General features: G+C 41.2%; 19 protein-coding genes. 8 read left to right on the plus strand and 11 right to left on the minus strand.

Annotated elements, in window-relative coordinates; genetic code table 11:
- Positions 1–90: 90 nt before the first annotated feature.
- Entirely contained in the window at positions 91–237 is a 147-nt protein-coding gene (locus HMO_RS16950) for a hypothetical protein (protein WP_010297842.1), read from the plus strand.
- An 18-nt stretch (positions 238–255) separates the two neighbouring features.
- On the opposite strand, the gene HMO_RS0101605 is transcribed toward HMO_RS16950, so the two are convergent.
- The 6 genes from HMO_RS0101605 to HMO_RS0101635 all read right to left on the minus strand — a co-directional run bounded on the left by HMO_RS0101605 (position 256) and on the right by HMO_RS0101635 (position 5,397).
- A complete protein-coding gene (locus tag HMO_RS0101605; protein WP_010297846.1) occupies positions 256–810 on the minus strand; it encodes a hypothetical protein in 555 nt (184 codons plus the stop codon).
- A 131-nt stretch (positions 811–941) separates the two neighbouring features.
- Positions 942–1,430 carry a hypothetical protein gene (locus HMO_RS0101610; protein ID WP_010297848.1) on the minus strand — a complete coding sequence of 163 codons (489 nt, stop codon included), beginning with the start codon at positions 1,428–1,430 and terminating at the stop codon, positions 942–944.
- A 15-nt stretch (positions 1,431–1,445) separates the two neighbouring features.
- Positions 1,446–1,748 (minus strand): hypothetical protein, encoded by a 303-nt coding sequence (locus HMO_RS0101615; protein ID WP_010297850.1) that lies wholly within the window; start codon positions 1,746–1,748, stop codon positions 1,446–1,448.
- Between the two features lie 216 nt (positions 1,749–1,964).
- Positions 1,965–2,552, minus strand: a complete 588-nt coding sequence (locus HMO_RS0101625; protein WP_139016797.1) for a 2'-5' RNA ligase family protein — start codon at positions 2,550–2,552, stop codon at positions 1,965–1,967.
- A 162-nt stretch (positions 2,553–2,714) separates the two neighbouring features.
- On the minus strand, positions 2,715–3,416 hold the full coding sequence (locus HMO_RS0101630) for an RluA family pseudouridine synthase (protein ID WP_010297860.1): 702 nt from the start codon (positions 3,414–3,416) through the stop codon (positions 2,715–2,717).
- A gap of 88 nt (positions 3,417–3,504) precedes the next feature.
- Positions 3,505–5,397, minus strand: coding sequence for a peptidylprolyl isomerase (locus HMO_RS0101635; RefSeq protein WP_010297862.1), 1,893 nt, complete (start codon positions 5,395–5,397; stop codon positions 3,505–3,507).
- A gap of 84 nt (positions 5,398–5,481) precedes the next feature.
- Here HMO_RS0101635 and tpiA point away from each other — a divergent pair, with 84 nt between their 5' ends.
- The 4 genes from tpiA to kdsA are packed head-to-tail and all read left to right on the plus strand — an operon-like array spanning position 5,482 to position 9,030.
- Positions 5,482–6,192 (plus strand): triose-phosphate isomerase, encoded by a 711-nt coding sequence (gene tpiA / locus HMO_RS0101640; protein WP_010297865.1) that lies wholly within the window; start codon positions 5,482–5,484, stop codon positions 6,190–6,192.
- 33 nt (positions 6,193–6,225) lie between these two features.
- Positions 6,226–6,519, plus strand: coding sequence for a preprotein translocase subunit SecG (secG, locus tag HMO_RS13420; RefSeq protein ID WP_010297868.1), 294 nt, complete (start codon positions 6,226–6,228; stop codon positions 6,517–6,519).
- Between the two features lie 49 nt (positions 6,520–6,568).
- Positions 6,569–8,203 carry a CTP synthase gene (locus HMO_RS0101650; protein WP_010297871.1) on the plus strand — a complete coding sequence of 545 codons (1,635 nt, stop codon included), beginning with the start codon at positions 6,569–6,571 and terminating at the stop codon, positions 8,201–8,203.
- Positions 8,200–9,030 carry a 3-deoxy-8-phosphooctulonate synthase gene (kdsA, locus tag HMO_RS0101655; protein ID WP_010297874.1) on the plus strand — a complete coding sequence of 277 codons (831 nt, stop codon included), beginning with the start codon at positions 8,200–8,202 and terminating at the stop codon, positions 9,028–9,030. The genes HMO_RS0101650 and kdsA overlap by 4 nt, the downstream gene beginning before the upstream one ends.
- A 124-nt stretch (positions 9,031–9,154) precedes the next feature.
- On the opposite strand, the gene HMO_RS0101660 is transcribed toward kdsA, so the two are convergent.
- On the minus strand, positions 9,155–9,379 hold the full coding sequence (locus HMO_RS0101660) for a hypothetical protein (RefSeq protein ID WP_010297876.1): 225 nt from the start codon (positions 9,377–9,379) through the stop codon (positions 9,155–9,157).
- 247 nt (positions 9,380–9,626) lie between these two features.
- On the opposite strand from HMO_RS0101660, the gene motA reads away from it, so the two are divergent.
- Together motA and HMO_RS13425 are read left to right on the plus strand one after the other, a co-directional pair.
- Entirely contained in the window at positions 9,627–10,487 is an 861-nt protein-coding gene (motA, locus tag HMO_RS0101665; RefSeq protein ID WP_010297880.1) for a flagellar motor stator protein MotA, read from the plus strand.
- Positions 10,488–10,489: 2 nt separating this feature from the next.
- The gene (locus HMO_RS13425; protein WP_010297883.1) at positions 10,490–11,458 is read left to right on the plus strand and encodes a flagellar motor protein MotB; all 969 of its coding nucleotides are present in this window, start codon (positions 10,490–10,492) and stop codon (positions 11,456–11,458) included.
- Positions 11,459–11,510: 52 nt separating this feature from the next.
- Here HMO_RS13425 and HMO_RS0101675 read toward each other — a convergent pair whose 3' ends face one another.
- The 4 genes from HMO_RS0101675 to trmD all read right to left on the minus strand — a co-directional run bounded on the left by HMO_RS0101675 (position 11,511) and on the right by trmD (position 16,096).
- Positions 11,511–12,179 (minus strand): outer membrane beta-barrel protein, encoded by a 669-nt coding sequence (locus HMO_RS0101675; RefSeq protein ID WP_010297886.1) that lies wholly within the window; start codon positions 12,177–12,179, stop codon positions 11,511–11,513.
- Between the two features lie 9 nt (positions 12,180–12,188).
- Entirely contained in the window at positions 12,189–14,453 is a 2,265-nt protein-coding gene (locus tag HMO_RS0101680) for a hypothetical protein (protein ID WP_010297889.1), read from the minus strand.
- Between the two features lie 521 nt (positions 14,454–14,974).
- Positions 14,975–15,379, minus strand: a complete 405-nt coding sequence (gene rplS / locus HMO_RS0101690; protein ID WP_010297896.1) for a 50S ribosomal protein L19 — start codon at positions 15,377–15,379, stop codon at positions 14,975–14,977.
- Between the two features lie 9 nt (positions 15,380–15,388).
- Positions 15,389–16,096: a tRNA (guanosine(37)-N1)-methyltransferase TrmD gene (gene trmD / locus HMO_RS0101695; protein WP_010297899.1), complete on the minus strand. Its 708-nt coding sequence runs from the start codon at positions 16,094–16,096 to the stop codon at positions 15,389–15,391.
- Between the two features lie 252 nt (positions 16,097–16,348).
- Here trmD and HMO_RS0101700 point away from each other — a divergent pair, with 252 nt between their 5' ends.
- Entirely contained in the window at positions 16,349–17,206 is an 858-nt protein-coding gene (locus HMO_RS0101700) for a hypothetical protein (RefSeq protein ID WP_010297902.1), read from the plus strand.
- Positions 17,207–17,356 lie beyond the last annotated feature (150 nt).

Below are 17,356 nucleotides of genomic sequence, written 5' to 3' on the forward strand. Positions count from 1 at the left end.
TTACACAGTATGGCTGCATCTTGAAATAAAATCAAGGAAATGGGCGACCGGCTGTTAGTTTTCTTTTCTATGCCCAACAAGGCGACAGGTATGAAGCCAGCTAAAGAGAACCATCCTTTTAGCTGTTATTTGACAGGTGTAATGAAAACTTTAAGAAAATGTTGGTGCTTAACTGCCTATCCCCTTCACCTTGCTATCAAGAATAGTGCGGCGTTCCCTTTTGAAAAGCTTCTCTAAGTTCAAGGGGGAAAGATTTTATTTTAAGAATTTGGATTTAATATATTGGTAATAAGTTCCATAGGTTACCGGACCATAAGTTGTGATGAGTCTGTCATACTGCTCAGGAAAAGCGCGAGCCATTCCAAAGCATTCATTGGAGCCTAGTTTTATTCCTTGCTCAATAGCTCTGAGAGCTTGTGCCCTAAACTCTTGTTCCCGCTCTTGATGTCCCTGTAAAGCATCGGATACCAGAAGAGTTTTACAGTACTTTGCTAAATAAGCCCATCCTTGAGGGTTATGAGCTTTGCCCGCTGCCTCATAATATTGTTGAGCTTGTGTGATCTTATCGTCGGGCAGGGCTGCGGGCTTTTTATACTTTTTTTTCGAGCCCAGTGTAAGCGGCGGAAAGTACCCTCCTGTTAGGATTCCAGCCTGAATATACCCTTCGGAGATTCCGCGTTTACCGGCTTCAACAAAATAATGGAGAGCCTTTTCTTTGTCACTTTTTTCTTGATAAAGATATGCCAGTTCCATTAAGGCTGGATAGTAAGGTAGCTGAAGAGCTTCTTGGAGAAGACTTAGCCTTTTCATCTCATCTTCTTCGAGTCCTTCCCTTAAATCTACGGCTGATATGTAGGCGGGGCCATACCGGCCTTTTCGGCCTAACGCAATATTTTCTTGAGCGGGTGGGGGATTAGGAAAGTCAATAATATCATGCTGCCTTAATTCCAGTGCTGCCAGTTTGTTCCGGTTATCCCCCCCTTAGTAAAGAATTCATAAGCTTTTAACGAGTCATATTTCAGGATACTCATCCGACCAAAGAGAGCACAATTATAATTATTACCTAAAACATAACAGGCATCCGGATGGCTTTGACAATGCTCCTCCAATTCTTCAAGTACTCCCTTATAATGGTCATGAAAGAAAGTACGGTCCTCTTTAGTCATCTCAGGGGGAGATAATAAAGACAAATCTTCTAAGATACGAATCAAATAATAGTAGGCTAAGGAATGATGATGGTGGGCCGCTGCAGCGAGAGCAAAGACGTAATCCTTGCGCTGGATTAGGTCTTCAGTATAAGGGCAGTCCAACAAATCATTCAAGTGAGGCAGGTAAAACAGATGCCCCCAGATAAGCTCTTGGTCTGTTTTCTGGGCCGGCCATTGATAAAGTCGAGTCTCCAGATAGCTTGGATGAATCCATTGAGTCATCGTCAGTTTTGCACGCTACCAATCTTCGGATTTATAAACTTTGCTTAGCTTCAAAAAATCGGCATAGGCTCTTTCAATGGTAGCCGCATCGGCCTCTTGATGGGCTTGGTGGATCGAATAACTCAGGGTTCTCAGACATGCAGTCAATTCTTGCCCGATCTCAATTGGCCTCTCATCGGCAATCTTTACTATTTTGCAAGGATAAGAAGGAGAATTAAAGAGAGGCCTTTTCCTTCCCTCTTCAGCCGATTCCATGGCATATCCAAGCTGAAGGAAAATTGAGCCCACTATTAGAATTGATTGAAATTGTGTATTCATTTCCGCCCCCTCTATTCAACACTTTATTAGTAATTATTATGCTTCTTAGGGGATTAGGTCAGCGTAAAAAAAAAGCTATCCTACTATCTGTCTCTTTTACTTTCTTAACCTCTAAGTTAGAATTTTGCCAGCACTCAACCGAATTAGTAAGTATAGAGACAGCATTATGGGCTTTAGAGTTTTAAATGGAGAGGGAAAGAAATATATTTTCCAAGATTATTGAAACCAAGCCGAGGCGCGCTGAATCTTAAGAACAATTTGATTAGCTAACGGTTGTTTGAGAGAGAAGATATTTTGGTTTACTTGATTAAGGAATAGCATGATCTCTTCCTGATTTTTGAAAGCTTGCAGAACGGCAGATGCTTCAGCTAAGGTGACGTGGGGAGTAAATTTCTGTAAGTGATAATTAATATTTGCCTCTAATCCCCTCTGCTTAACTTTTATTCTTAATTGTTGATATAAGTGAGCAAGCATCTCTTTTGAAAAATCCGTGGGCGATAAATATAGGCCACCGCCTGAAAATTGCTTAACAACATTCGAAACAAAATTCCATCCGCCATATTTCTGAAATTCTGCCGCTTTATTTTGGACATAGTTTTGGGCAATTTCTTCGAGCTGATGTTTTATATACTGATCACCTAGAGGATCTAATCCGTCCAGCCACATCACCGTAATATGGCGATGATAAGGATACTTGTAATTGGCTAAAATCGTACCTTGGAGGACTGACGTTAATTGTGAGTTGTTGTCCTCAACGTTAAGGGCAATAACTAAGCTTGCAGCTAAGGAATGATTATTGCTCATTAATATCACCATGGACAAAATTAGCATTCGAAAGCCATGAAGCATCTTTTATCTCTTTAACTGAAGGTCAGGTTAATGTTATCAATATACCCCGCCAAGACTTAGAGAAGGATAAATTGGAAGCAGAAGCGTTAGCTTTCTTAATTCTCTTAATTTAATGCTTTAGCTTGTTAATGCGTCACAATCAAATTGATGCAGTAATTCATACATATGCTCCGGGATCGGAGCGGTAACCTTTATCGGATCCTTTTTGAGGGAGAGAGGAATCTCAATCGATCGAGCCAAAAGATGAAGATTATCATCATCCAAGTTAGGTACCTCTCGCCCATAAACCGGATCACCAACGATAGGACATCCCAGCGCTTCAAGATGCACCCGCAGCTGATGCGTTCTACCCGTAATCGGCGTCAGCTCCACAAATGAATATTGAGCTGTTTCACCTAAAACTTTGTATTGGGTTACTGCTTTTTGACCATTTGCATCGACTTTCATCCACCAATTACTCTTGCGATCATTCATCTTAGCTAATGGAAGATCAATAATACCTTGGGCTTCAGGAAGTTTGCCTGTGACCACTGCCCAATAGGTTTTTTTAATATGACCGCCGCTGAATAAAATCCCTAGCCGTCGCAAGGCCTTGGGATGGCGCCCTAGGACTAAGCAGCCACTAGTCGACGCATCTAGGCGGTGTCCTAACCCTGGAAGGTTAGGTAGGCCAAATTGCAACTGATAAAAATAATCTTCTAGGTTTGGCTTTCGGCCTTTACCTTTATGTACTGCATACCCTTTAGGCTTATTGAGAACGAGAACCATTGCATCTCTGTATAGCAAAAGGTCTTCAAGGTTAAGCGTCGCTGCGGTCATTGTGATTTCTTAAGATATAATGGATATAAAAAAACAGACATAGATTGATAAAATGATCTATGTCTGCTTATATATGCGCCTAAAATATTTATCTGGCAAGCAAATTATTGATTGTGTCTTGACGGATATCGGGCTTATTCTTTTCCTTTAAGGCGGTAATATAAGCGGTTTGGAAATCGCGCTGAATCATAGCTTGGAAAGCTTTTTGGAAATTAGCCCGCTTATCCTTATTCTTGTCGTGATCTAGTGGTAGAGCTTTAATAGGCATAACAATAATAAAGCCGTCCTTAATAGGGGTAGCTGCCGCATGGCCCATCGATAGAGCAAATCCAGAACGGAGTGCTTGAGGCGTCACTTTCTCATCAAGAAGCTTACCTTCTTCTAATTCAACTCTGCTGATCGGTTGCAGTGTCCGAACTATTAAATTGTGCTGTTTTGCCTGCTCAGCCAAGTCTTGGGCTGATTTAACCTTGGCTACGATAGCTTGAGCGATATCATAGGCTGCTTCACGTTGCTTATTCTGTCGCCATACTTTAGCAACTTCTTCCCGAATGTCCGACAACGAAGGCAGATTCTTTGGTATTACCTTCGTAACCGCAACAGCGGCGCTACGGCCATCAGCCATGTTAATGAGCGAACTTGTCAGGCCTTCGTCAACCTCAAAAGCATTCTCGAGGACGACTTCACGCAGACCAGTTGGAATAACAGACTCACCTTTTTTATTTTGACCCGTAGCATCAATGAGGCCAATTTCCATCACTTCGAGATTATACTGCTGCGCAATCTCTTTTAATGGTGTGCCGCCGGCTAAGCCATCTTCTACCTTATTCTGAAGCTCATTTATTTTAGAATTGTAAAGTTGCGACTTAAGATCTGCCTCAAGTTTATCCTTTACTGAGTCAAGAGTCAGAGCTTTAGGCTCGCTAATTCCGGTTACTTGGAAGATTGTCCATCCAAAGGCAGAAGAGAGTACGCCTGTCACACCATTAAGCTGTTGTGCAAAAATCTCCTTAGAATGCTCATCGGAAAACTTATCTTTGCTAGCCTGAGGATAAGTGCGTACTTCACCCTTAAAGTCTTTAGCTACAGTTGCTAAAGGTTTTCCTTTCACCAACCCTTCCTGGGCTTTAATAGCATTTTCTTTGGAGGAGAATGTTAACTGGGTAACATCTCTTTGCTCAGGAGTCATAAAAGCTGATTGATTACTTAAATACTCCTCTTGTAACTGAGCCGGAGTAATGACAATAGCATCTTGGATCTTTTTAGGATCAATGATAAGCACAGAAACTTCACGGTATTCTGGCTGCACAAATAATTCCTGAGATGTTTGATAAAGCTGTTCAATATCAGTGTCTGTAGGCGTCTCTTTTGCTTGCGCAATACTCAAAGGTATATAGACGACATTAAATACTTTTTGTTGTTCTTGGGAGTTAAAAATTAGATCTTGATATTGTGCTGGTAAGCGAAGCCCTGACGAAAGTGTGCCGATTAATTGCTGTCTTAGTAATCCCTCACGACTCTGCTGAATAAAACCGGCTTCTGAAAGTTCATTATGGGACAAAAGATAACGGAACTGATTACGGTCAAATTCCCCATATTTATTCTTAAATGCAGGTACAGATCTAATAAATTCCTGTAAAGCGGTATTGCTGACGACCAGGCCTAAGCTGCGGATTTCGTTTTCTAATACAGCATTATCCACCAGATCATCGAGTACACGCTTTTCAACCCCCAGTTGATGGATATCCTCTGGTTTAAGCTTCCCTTTAGCAATGGTTTGTAAACGTGTAACAATCTTTTGGTAAGAACCTAGAAATTCTTCTTGAGAGATGCTAATCCCACCAACTTTAGCAACTGGTTGCATTGCTGTATAGCTGTGGAGCATATCACCTATTCCCCAGAAAGCAAAACTTGCTACCAGTAAACCAAATAAAATTTTCGCAAAAATTCCACCTGAGTGTTTTCTAAATGTTTGTAACATTGACCGATCTTAAACTTATAAATAAACTAATGCTAGTTTATGGGCAATGCCCTAACAAATCAACATCAATCAAGGGGCGTGGGTATGGAAAAGATTATTGTGGCTAATTGGAAAATGAATGGTTCTAGGGAGTTTGTTATGGAATTCTTTAAGAATTTTAACAATAATACTGCCAATCAAATTATTTTTTGCCCCCCGACACTTTATATTAATACGGTCAAGGAATACGTATCTTTAATTGGGGGCCAAGACTGCTCTGTTCACAATTCCGGGGCCTTTACCGGTGAGATCAGCGCCTCCATGCTGGTAGATGTGGGGTGCCGATATGTAATCGTTGGCCATTCAGAGCGAAGACAGTATTACCAGGACTCTAATGAAATTGTGCGCGCAAAAGCTGAACAAGCTATAAATTCTGGGCTAATTCCCATTATATGCATCGGGGAATCCCAAGAGATCCGTCATTCAAATAAAGCAATAGAGTATGTGGTCGAGCAGCTGTCAGCGTCAGTACCTCTCAATAAGCACGCCAATTACTTGGTCGCCTATGAACCAATTTGGGCTATTGGCACTGGCTTGACTGCAACCTCAGACGATATAATAGAAATGCATAACGCCATTTACAAAGCTTTACCAAATCCAACGACACCGATTCTGTATGGCGGCTCAGTTAATAAAGATAATGCTTACACCATTTTGTCATTGCCTGCCGTAAGTGGCGTCTTAGTTGGGGGTGCCAGCTTGAGATCTCAAGATCTGAATCATATCGTTGCTTTCTCAGAACAGGCTATGCTATAAGTTTGGTAAGTGTTTCTTTTTTTAGGTATCGTTATGAATATTTTGTTAGCAATTCATGTGATTATTACCTTAGCTTTAATTGGGGTAATATTAATGCAAAAAAGTGATGGTAGTGGTATGGGATTAGGGGGAAATCCGACCAGCAATATGTTTTCTGCGCGTGGAGCAGCAAATTTATTGTCTCGTGCAACCGCGATTTTAGCAACATTATTCTTTTTGAATTCATTGTTAATGGCTGCCATCTCCCGTAGTCAGTCAGGAACAGTAGACAAGATTCTAGGCGAAGCCCCTGCTCAGCCCACGATACCAACAGATACTTCGAACTAATAACAAAGGGGGCAGAAGCCCCCTAAATCTTACTCATTAAGAGCTAATCATGAGCAAATTTATTTTTGTAACAGGTGGGGTGGTTTCCTCGTTGGGTAAAGGATTGGCGGCATCAGCCCTTGCGGCCATTCTCCAAGCACGCGGCTTTAAAGTTCGCCTTCGTAAGCTTGATCCTTATCTAAATGTTGACCCTGGAACTATGAGCCCTTATCAGCATGGTGAAGTGTTCGTAACGGATGACGGTGCTGAAGCTGATCTTGATTTAGGACATTATGAACGTTTTACAGGTGTCAGTGCGAAGAAAACTGACAGTGTAACCACAGGTAAAATTTATGCCTCAGTTTTAACCAAGGAACGCCGAGGTGATTATCTGGGAGCAACAGTCCAGGTCGTGCCTCATATTATTGATGAGATAAAAGCATTTATTACCAATGATATCACCGATGAAGATTTTGTCATCTGTGAAATTGGCGGCACTGTGGGCGATATTGAAAGTCTGCCGTTTCTAGAAGCGATCCGTCAGCTGGGGAATGATCTAAATCGTGATAATGTTTTATATATTCATGTCACTTTATTGCCCTATATTGCTGCTGCTGGCGAGATTAAAACCAAACCAACTCAGCACTCGGTCAAAGAATTATTAAGTGTTGGCATTCAGCCTGATATCCTTTTGTGTCGTGCGGATCGCCCAATTCCTGAAGAAGCTCGACGCAAACTAGGATTGTTCTGCAATGTTAAAGCAGAAAGAGTGATCGAGGCGAGCGATCTATCCTCAATTTATGAGGCGCCGCTTGTGTATCATGAGCATGGTTTGGATAAAGAAGTTTGCAAGTATTTTAAAATTGATGCTCCCGCACCTGATTTGTCAACTTGGCAAGAGATTGTACGGCGAATTCATTCGCCTGAAGGAATGGTGACCATTGCTATTGTTGGAAAATATGTTCAGCTGTTAGATGCCTATAAGTCCATCATTCAAGCATTCTGCCACGCTGGCATTGCAAACAATGTAAAAGTTAATCTAAAGTGGATAGATGCTGAACAAGCAGACATCATACAGGAGCAGTTAAGGGGCGTCCAAGGAATTTTAGTTCCTGGAGGGTTTGGCGGGCGCGGCGTTAATGGAAAATTAGCGGCAATTAAGTTTGCTCGCGAAAACAGTATCCCTTATTTTGGCATTTGCTTTGGCATGCAGCTAGCTGTTTTAGAAACAGTTCGCAACGTTTTAGGGATTAAAGAGGCAAACTCTACCGAACTTGATCCCACAACGAAAGAACCCGTTATCGGTTTAATGAGTGAATGGATGGATGGTGATACCCTTCAAAAACGCCAAGTAAATGGCGACTTAGGAGGAACAATGCGGTTAGGGGCTTATGATTGCAAGTTATTACCCGATTCTAAAGTAGCTAGGGTTTATGGAGCCCCATTGATCTCTGAGCGACATCGACATCGCTATGAAGTCAACACAGCTTATCTTAAGCAGATTGAAACAACAGGGTTGAGATTCGTGGGTATGTCTCCGGAAGGAGATCTACCAGAGGTAGTGGAGCATGCCGACCATCCTTGGTTTATCGGTGTCCAGTTTCATCCCGAGTTTAAATCTCGCCCCTTTTCTCCTCATCCACTATTCGTCTCCTTCGTTCAAGCTGCCTTAGAAAGATTTTTAGAAAAGGATAACAATAAATGACAACACCTCATCATATCTCTGTCGGACCCGTAACATTTGGCAACGATTTACCCTTCGTTTTAATAGCAGGCCCGTGCGTTTTAGAAAGCCGCGACCATGCTTTAATGATGGCAGAGGCTCTAAAAAACATTACAGACAAATTAAATATTCCTTTCATTTATAAGACTTCTTTTGATAAAGCAAACCGTACAAGTATTCATGGCATTCGCGGCCTTGGGCTGGAAGCCTCTCTTCCTATTTTTCAAGAAATTAAGCAGCGTTTTAATTGTCCCGTGATTACAGATGTCCACACGCCTGAGCAGTGCGCCGAGGTGGCCTCTGTCGTCGATATCTTACAAATTCCTGCTTTCCTCTGTCGTCAAACAGATCTTTTACAAGCAGCAGCAGAAACCGGTAAAACCCTTAACATTAAAAAGGGCCAATTTCTTGCACCGTGGGACATGATTAACGTGGTAAAGAAGGTTGAGTCTTTTGGTAATCATAATATTTTGCAATGTGAGCGTGGTGTTTCTTTTGGTTACAATACTCTCGTCTCTGATATGCGTTCACTGGCAATTATGGCGCGAAATAATTATCCCGTAGTCTTTGATGCAACCCACTCTGTGCAACAACCCGGTGGTGCGGGCGCTTCTTCTGGCGGAGACCGCAGCTTTGTGCCTGTGTTAGCAAAGGCTGCTGTTTCCGTGGGCGTCGCCTCAGTTTTTATGGAAGTCCACCAAGATCCTGATACTGCCCCCAGTGATGGGCCAAACATGGTCAAATTACAGGACCTCGAAAGCTTACTTTACACATTAAAACGGTTTGATGAGATCGCGAAAGAGAGTTAAAGAGGGTAGAGATTCGTTCCCTCCTCTTCCTTTACTTAAATGAGATTAACTCTCACTATAATAAAAAAACCTGCCATAAAGCAGGTTTTTTTGATAGCAAAGTGAGCTGCTGTTTAAGCTTAGCTTATTTGCTTTCTTTAGCTTTTTTATCACCGTGGTGATGTTCACCTTGGTGGTGTTCACCTTTCTTGTGATCGCCTTTTGCTTCTTTATCGTGGTGAGCTTTACCATGATGATCTTTACCATGAGCAGCTGCTGGAGCAGCCGGGGCAGCTGGAGCCTCTGCGCCTTTTTCAGAAGCAAATGATAATGAAATTAGTGCTGTTGATAGAAAAAGAGACTTTAGCATTAGTGAATCCTCCATATTAATACTAACATATTCAGTTTGACATATTTCATGTCACTGTAAAGCCCCTTAACAAAAAGTAAACAAATTCTAAAAATAGCAAAATCTGAGGTTATCATTTTATCTGTGATTTTTTTATAATTTAGGTAATATTTTATTTTCTTTTTGTAAAATAAATACTTCTAAGATTTACAATTTCTTTACTCTGTATCTCCTATAATGAATTAACTTTGTGGATCAGAGGTAGCAAATGTTATTTATTGTCGGTTTCATAATTATTATTGTCTGTGTACTTGGCGCTTATGCCGCACACGGAGGGCATTTAGGTGTTTTATGGCAGCCGTTAGAATTTGTTATCATTTTTGGCGCCGCGACGGGGGCATTTATTATCTCTGTACCGATCCATGTTCTTAAGCGTGCTGGTGCTGCTTATGGGCTAGCCTTTAAAGGTAACCGTTATTCCAAAGCTGATTACCTTGAACTTCTAACAATGCAGTTTACGGTCTTTAAACTGATCAAGACTAAAGGAATGCTCGAACTTGAGACTCATTTAGACAATCCTCATGATAGTGCCTTGTTTACACGCTTCCCCACTTTCGTTAATGATCACCATGCCTGTGAATTCTTTTGTGATTACCTGCGGATGTTAACCATGGGTGCTGAAAACGTTCATCAACTTGAAGATTTGATGAATGAGCAGCTTGACGTCCATCACTCTGAAAACCATGCGGTTTCCCATGCCTTGACTCTCTATGGAGAATCATTCCCGGCGTTAGGAATTGTGGCCGCCGTTTTGGGTGTTATTCATACCATGGGCTCTATCAATCAGCCTCCTGAAGTGCTCGGGCATTTAATTGGTGCGGCTCTGGTCGGTACCTTTGCTGGGGTCTTGATTTCCTACGGGGTAATGTCTCCCTTGGCAAACTGTGTCAAAACCTTATTCGATAATGAAACCAAATACTACTTATGTATGAAAGCAGGAATTATTGCTTGTATGAATGGGTATGCGCCCGCTATTGCTGTTGAATTTGCTCGCAAAAGCATAGAAAGCGATTTTCGCCCTTCTTTTGCTGAGCTTGAAGAAGCAATTCAGAATGCTGCTGCAGGTTAAAGATGAGTGAAAAGCCACCACAGCCGATAATAAAGAAGATTAAAAAGGTCTCTGGTGATGGCCATCATGGGGGGGCTTGGAAGATTGCTTATGCTGACTTTGTGACAGCAATGATGGCTTTCTTTTTGCTGATGTGGCTTTTAAATGCTACCTCTGAAGAACAACGGCGCGGTATCGCTAATTATTTTGATCCATTCGCTTCTACTCCTAAGGGTGGTGGAAATATGGGAGTCATGGGCGGTACCTCCATCAAAGAAACAGTCGGCACATTTGATGAAACTCAACAAAATAAGATTACAGTAAAGCCTACCCCACCGACTGAAAAAGGTCCTGGAGGCGAAGCTGCAGGTGTGTCGGAAAATGTCGATCCCCAAGCAGATGATAATGGTGGAAAAACTGAAGAAGAACGTCAAAAAGAAGCTGCTCGCCGTGAAATTGAAGAGCGACTAAAAAAGACACCGCAGACTAAAGCATATGCATCCAAACAGCAAGAAGAAGCTAAACTCAATGAAATCTCTGAAGAAATTAAGCAGAACTTGAATAAAATGCCAGAGCTTAAGGAGTTAAGTAATAATATTAAAATTGAACTTACTAATGAAGGCTTAAATATTGAAATTATTGATCAGCTTAAAAATGCTATGTTCCCAAGTGGCTCAAGCCGTATGTATAAACAAATGGAAGATATCTTAAAGTCGATAGCGAAAGCAATTCAAGGTGTTCCCAACAAAATTAAAATCTCTGGTCATACCGATGCCAATCAATATAGCCAGCGTTCAATGCTTACCAACTGGGAATTATCATCAGAGCGGGCAAACGCCAGCCGCCGGGTTTTAGTGAGCGGCGGCGTGGCCGAGGAAAGAATCACGTCAATCAATGGTCGGGCAGATCGAGAACTTGCCAATCCCACCAATCCTTATGCTCCGGAGAATAGACGCGTTGTCATCACTCTTTTAAGAGAGATTAAAGAATAATAAGGCCAGGGGAAACCCGTGTATATTAGTTCTCCTTCTCTACATGAGTTCCCTAGAAGCAATAAGCGATCCTGATTGTGGCTGACACTGTGTGCGGCTTTATCTTAGTCCGTGCTGATTCAATATCATTTAAATCGAGACCATATTTGAAAGAACGATAGTTAAGATAGCGGGCTTCGGTAGAAACTTTGAAACTCCCCATCCGCTTCTCAATACCAATGGCTAAGCCGCCGCCTAACCTTTTCTTTGTTTTCCGATAATAGTTTATTGGTTTATCTAAGTCTTCAGTGTATAGGATTTTTGATCTAAAGAAACCTGCTGAAAGCATTGGCTTTGCATAAACTTTTACTGATAATCCTAAAGGATATGCAAATTTTAGGCCAAGTCCAAGGTTACCAACATGGGCAAATTCATGCTGATAGGGGTGATGTGCTGGTCCACTAGTATCCACTGGGGTTTGCTTTAATGCTTGTCTAGCATTAGCTAAATTCCCTTCTAATTCAATGCCAAAATTATTGTAATCAATTCCTGTAATAAGCCCAAGAATAGAGCTATAACTGTTATGCCGCTTACTATACAGATAAGAATCTCTAGATAATTTGATACCATCTCTTTGGTAAGCGCGATGGTTCAAACCGCCCGCTTGCAAACCAATATAATATTCTGGCTGCGCATTCGCAGAAGCTGCTAACAATAAGAGTAAAGCTAATCTACCTTTCATGATTTGACCTCAAATTTTTATATTTCTACGATTTAGTTCACTTCTCAAGTCTTGAGCAGTGGGGAGATTGTAATCAATATATGACTGTGCATCATTTATAACCGATCTCAGATAATCTAGAATCGCTCCTTGGTGATGGGGGCTGGTTGCTATATAGCGCCTTACAGATTCTTTGAAACTCGGCCATGGATCCCGGGTATGCAGATTGTTCGGCGGTGGCGGTGGTGGCGTAAAAGGAACTTCATGAGCACTAGCTGAAGTTTCCTGATGCTGCTCCCTCATGTCAAACCCTGGCAGTATCCTTGAAGGACCATTGCTTCGGGGTAAATTGATTGCTTTAATCGCATCTCTGGCTGCTATATAAGCCTCATGTGCCCGTTGAAAAAGGTTGCAAGCTCGCTCGGGATCTTCCTCCCATAAATTAGAATCTTGTAAGGCCGCTAATGTATGGCGATATTGATCACTTCTTTGGGAGGGGGCTAATACTAAGTAAGAGGCTGTCTTATAACTATTAATAATTTGCTCAAAGAATACTCTTGTGGTTTGTTTACCTGTTTTTGAGCTCTCATCCTTAAAGGTAAGCGTGTCTTTTATAGACACTATCTCAGATAAGATATCTACAAAGGCATAGTGTTTTTTAAGGGCAATGCTGATTCGTTTGATTAACTCTGACTGGTTGCGGATGGCCTCAATTTCTTCTCTCAAAGCATGATAGCGGATAATGGTCTCAATAAAGCTTTCAGCTGCGGCGTTATCGCGGAAATAGGGAGTAAAAGTTCTCATTAAGTCTTCTTCGCGGCTGTGAGAAGTTCTCTCGTTAAGGGCAGCAACAAGGGATTGCTCAAATTCCAGGGCAATAAGACGATCTAGTGAACTATTAATGCCGCTTATCTCTCTTATCAAACCCACCACATTTATTAATTTCCGATCACGACTTAAGAAGTTCTCCGCTTTGCGTAATAGCAACTGGCGGATGTTCTCAACTTCATTCGCTTTTTGTTCTTGAGCTTGATTAAATACTAAAAAGTCTTGGGCTGACTGATATCGGGTGAGCTGCTCATATTGCTGATGCGCTTGCCAGAGGGTAATATTTTCCTTAATTTCTTTATATCCTGGCCCACTATTCACTGTTTGCATTTGGTTAAGCAATTGCTGTAAAAGCTGAAGACGCCCCTTATTTCCTTCAATAATCATGGCTATAACAGCCTCATTAGAAAGAACTGCTTGGGGATCGGGGGTTATTAATCGATAAGTATTGCAGAAATCTTTCCTAATATTTATCAGTTCCCTTAGTAGATCTTCAGTAAGCTGAAACTGAATAATAAAATTGAATAAATTAGGAAACTGCGAATACATGACATGATCTGAACCAACCATAAATCCGCCAATAAAGGTCTCTAGAAAAGTTAAGCCAGGCCGGCCATTCTGGCTTCTTGGCCTGAAAGCCAGGCCATGATCTGTTTCTGATGTTGCTGTGAGATACCTCCTCAAGGAGTCATAATCTTGAGCAGTGACAGAGCCGGGCAAATGACGGTGCATCGCTTGGATGCGGGCACTAATTTCCGGGATGATTTCCGTTTTTAAAGTGTCAAGAATGATCCTTTGCTTGTTGCTAAATATTCCTTCAGAAGTGCCTGCTACAATTTCTGTGAGTCGCTGTAAGGATTGATTGAATTGTTCTATGCTCGCTAAAAACAACGCATTAATTTCTTCTTTTGGTTGCTCACCAGGGGCAGATACAGTCAAGTACTGGCACAATTGATCTATTTGCGCATCTAAGGCATTTTGTTCTGCATGAGCACAAAAATTATTGAATTTTACTCGCATCTGAGCTAGAGCTTCACCTTGTTGAGGACCAACATTCATTAATTGGTGATGACCTTCTCCGAACTCTTGCATGATGTGATCAAGTCTACTGATAAGAGTATCTCGGCGCGGTATTTCCTTGCTTATTAAAATTTGAGCCTTTATATCTGCTTGAATTTTCCTGTCAAGTATTTGTGCTTCTCTATAATTGGCAGGTGAATAAAATTGACCCTGATCTGTTGTCATATGACTCCGAACCACAGGATGGCCACGATGCCATGCTTCCTCCATATGAGAAGTCCATTCCGTCAACTCTTGGTTAAAAAATCTTGATTGCGTTACTTCTTTTAAGGGAACAACATCCATATGGCACGTGGCCGGGGCAGTGTCTGCTCTAGGTGCATTATCTTGACAGAATACTGAAGTGCAAACTGACAGCATTAATAACGAGATTATTGTTCTTTTCATTATTCTCTCCGATTCTTATTATTATTTTGTTCTGCTTCATTTCTTGATAAGGCTTTAGGGATAGCTAAACATTTCCGCTAATTCTAAAAAATTAGAGCATGCAATGTTCTTTGCTCTGGTTGGCAGGTAAGCAACCAAACATAAGCTCTTGCTTTAATTTAGCCCCCTAAAAAGGCGATATAGCATCGGGTCAGATATATGCCATCTGACCTAACGGCTCCAATTAGGAAGCTAATTAAGGGGCCCCTAATAGAGAAGCTTCGCCTTTTAACTAATTTCATTGAGAAGGATGCAATCCTTGGTAAGACAGCAATAGATCACAAGACATGATTATTGGCCTGCTTGTAATAAGCCAGTAAAGAGTAGCCTTCAAGAAATTAGATATATTTTAGCAGCTAATTATTTATGGATTGAAGATCTAGTGAAATATTCATTTTTTTATTCTTTTTCTTAATTAATTAGATGCGTTATACGAAAATAGATGAAAGTGGAACGCCTAAATGGCGCTCCTAAAAACAAGTTTATTCAGCAGAAACTGCTGGTGCCGCACCAGTTTTTGGGGCAACATTATATTTCTTTAGCTCAGCGATACGAGCGCTTTTACCGGTACGGCCACGCAAGTAATATAGCTTTGCTCGACGAACTCGGCCACAACGGACAACTTCAACAGTGATGTTTGGGGAATACAGATGGAATACCCGCTCTACACCTTCACCAGAGGATAGTTTGCGAACCCGAAATGTTGAACGGACGCCTGCATTACGGCGACCAATTACGACACCTTCATAAGGCTGAATACGGGTACGTTCACCTTCCACAACCTTAACGTTAACTCGCACTGTATCTCCAGCTTTGAATTGAGGTATTACTTTACCTTCAGCCAAACGCTGTAATTGTTCCTGTTCTAGCTTTTGCAACAAGTTCATGAATAACTCCTAATCACGACTTTTGAGAAACGCTTGCCATAAATCTGGCCGACGCTCTCGCGTTATTCTTTCTGCTTCTTCCTGGCGCCATTTGGCAATTTTTTGATGATCGCCTGAGAGCAGCACATCAGGCACGATCTTATTTTTCCAGTTTTGTGGTTTAGTATACTGTGGATACTCTAAAATTCCAAGCTCAAAACTTTCATTTTCTAAAGATTCTCTATTGCCGAGGACATTTGGCAACAATCGGACCACCGCATCTAAAATTATTTGGGCAGGGAGTTCACCACCTGTCAAGATAAAGTCGCCTACACTTACTTCTTCCATTTGCCAATCTTCGATGACCCGTTGGTCGACACCTTCATAACGACCACATAGCAAGATGAGCCCTTCAGCATTTGCTGCATAATCACGCGCCATTTTTTGGGTAAAGGGTTGTCCACGGGGCGTCAAATAAATCTTTCTCCGTCCTTCCGTGCCAAGCTTCACTGCAGCGTCGAGGGCACTGCTTACCACATCTGGCTTCATTACCATGCCGGCACCGCCCCCATAGGGCGTATCGTCAACGGTATGATGTTTATCTAAAGCATAGTCCCGAATCTGTACCGTATCCAGAAGCCATTTCTCCTCTGCTAGGGCCTTACCCGTCAACGAATAGCCAAGTCCACCTGGAAACATTTCAGGAAATAATGTCACGACGGTGGCATGAAATTGCATATCGCAGTCCTCTTAATATTTATAGTAAGTGCTTATTTTAACATGAATCCCTTAATATAAAAATATTTTTGATAAGGTTTTGGCCTCAAAAATGCTATCCTTATATGAAATGAGTTATCAGCAATTTTCGGATTTTGGTTAATGTAAAATGAATCTATTTAATACTAGCAATTACTTTATTCTCTTGACAAGATTACGCAGCAATAAAATAATAAATACTGTTAACAAAGAAATAAAAATATAGAGCAATACATGAAACATTTACTTATTATTTTATCTTTTAATGCTGCTATGGCAGGCGAGATTCTCTCCCCTCGTCTTTCCCCTCTTCCAGTTGCTGTACAAACTGTAGAAGCATATAATACATTCTTGAGAGAAACCAAACAAGCTACGCTCGATCAAATTATTTATCGTTCTAACGAAAAATTTTCAGGCGATAGGGCTTACAACAAATTCTTTGAGGGTGTTATCGAGGACTTAAAATCAAATGGTGCATATAAAGAGGCAAGCATTTATCAAGAAAATATTGAAAAACTAGAGTACATTTGGAATCACTGCTTACTAAATATTGAGGATTGTGCTTTAAAATTCAAAGCTAAGGCAACTAGAAATGATAATGATGTCAGTATTAAAATCTTAGCCCTCCAAGGGATGGAAGTAACTTTTACAAAACAAAAAAACTATTTAGCCAGATGGGCAACAACTCTACAATTGCTGTACAGGAATCAAATTCACAAATTAGAGGCCAAGCAAGCTCTTTCTAAAGAAAATTCTCTTTGCTTCACGGAATCAACATTTAAACGATTGTTATGGAAGATTAATGATATCCTAACCAATATTAAATCTGAGATTACCCAGTACCAAAATGGTGAAAAAATAAGCCCCGCAGAAGAAAGGCACACTAATCCTCTTCTTGGTTTTAAATTAGAGATACCTAGAAAAATAGAGTCTGTTAGTGAAATAGAAGCTGTTGGAAGAGTAGAATCTACCAGCCCTCCTAAAAGTCCAGCCTCAGCTCAAGCTAAACCCAACCGGGTACTGCAAGGTAGTCGCTCAGCCTTCAGTAATCATCGCGATACCCTAAGAAGGAAGCAGGAGAATGACGAATAGAAAGCAGGAAATAGGTGCATAAGCTAAGAGTTAAATATAATGATTAGAGAGAGGTAAAACTATCTGCATTATAGGATAACTATCAACCTTAATCGAAATTACTGGTAGTGTACCCCTCTCTATACAAAAAAAAGGTATACTATCAAGTCA

This window comes from Candidatus Odyssella thessalonicensis L13 (genome assembly GCF_000190415.1).
Lineage (GTDB): Bacteria > Pseudomonadota > Alphaproteobacteria > Paracaedibacterales > Paracaedibacteraceae > Paracaedibacter > Paracaedibacter thessalonicensis.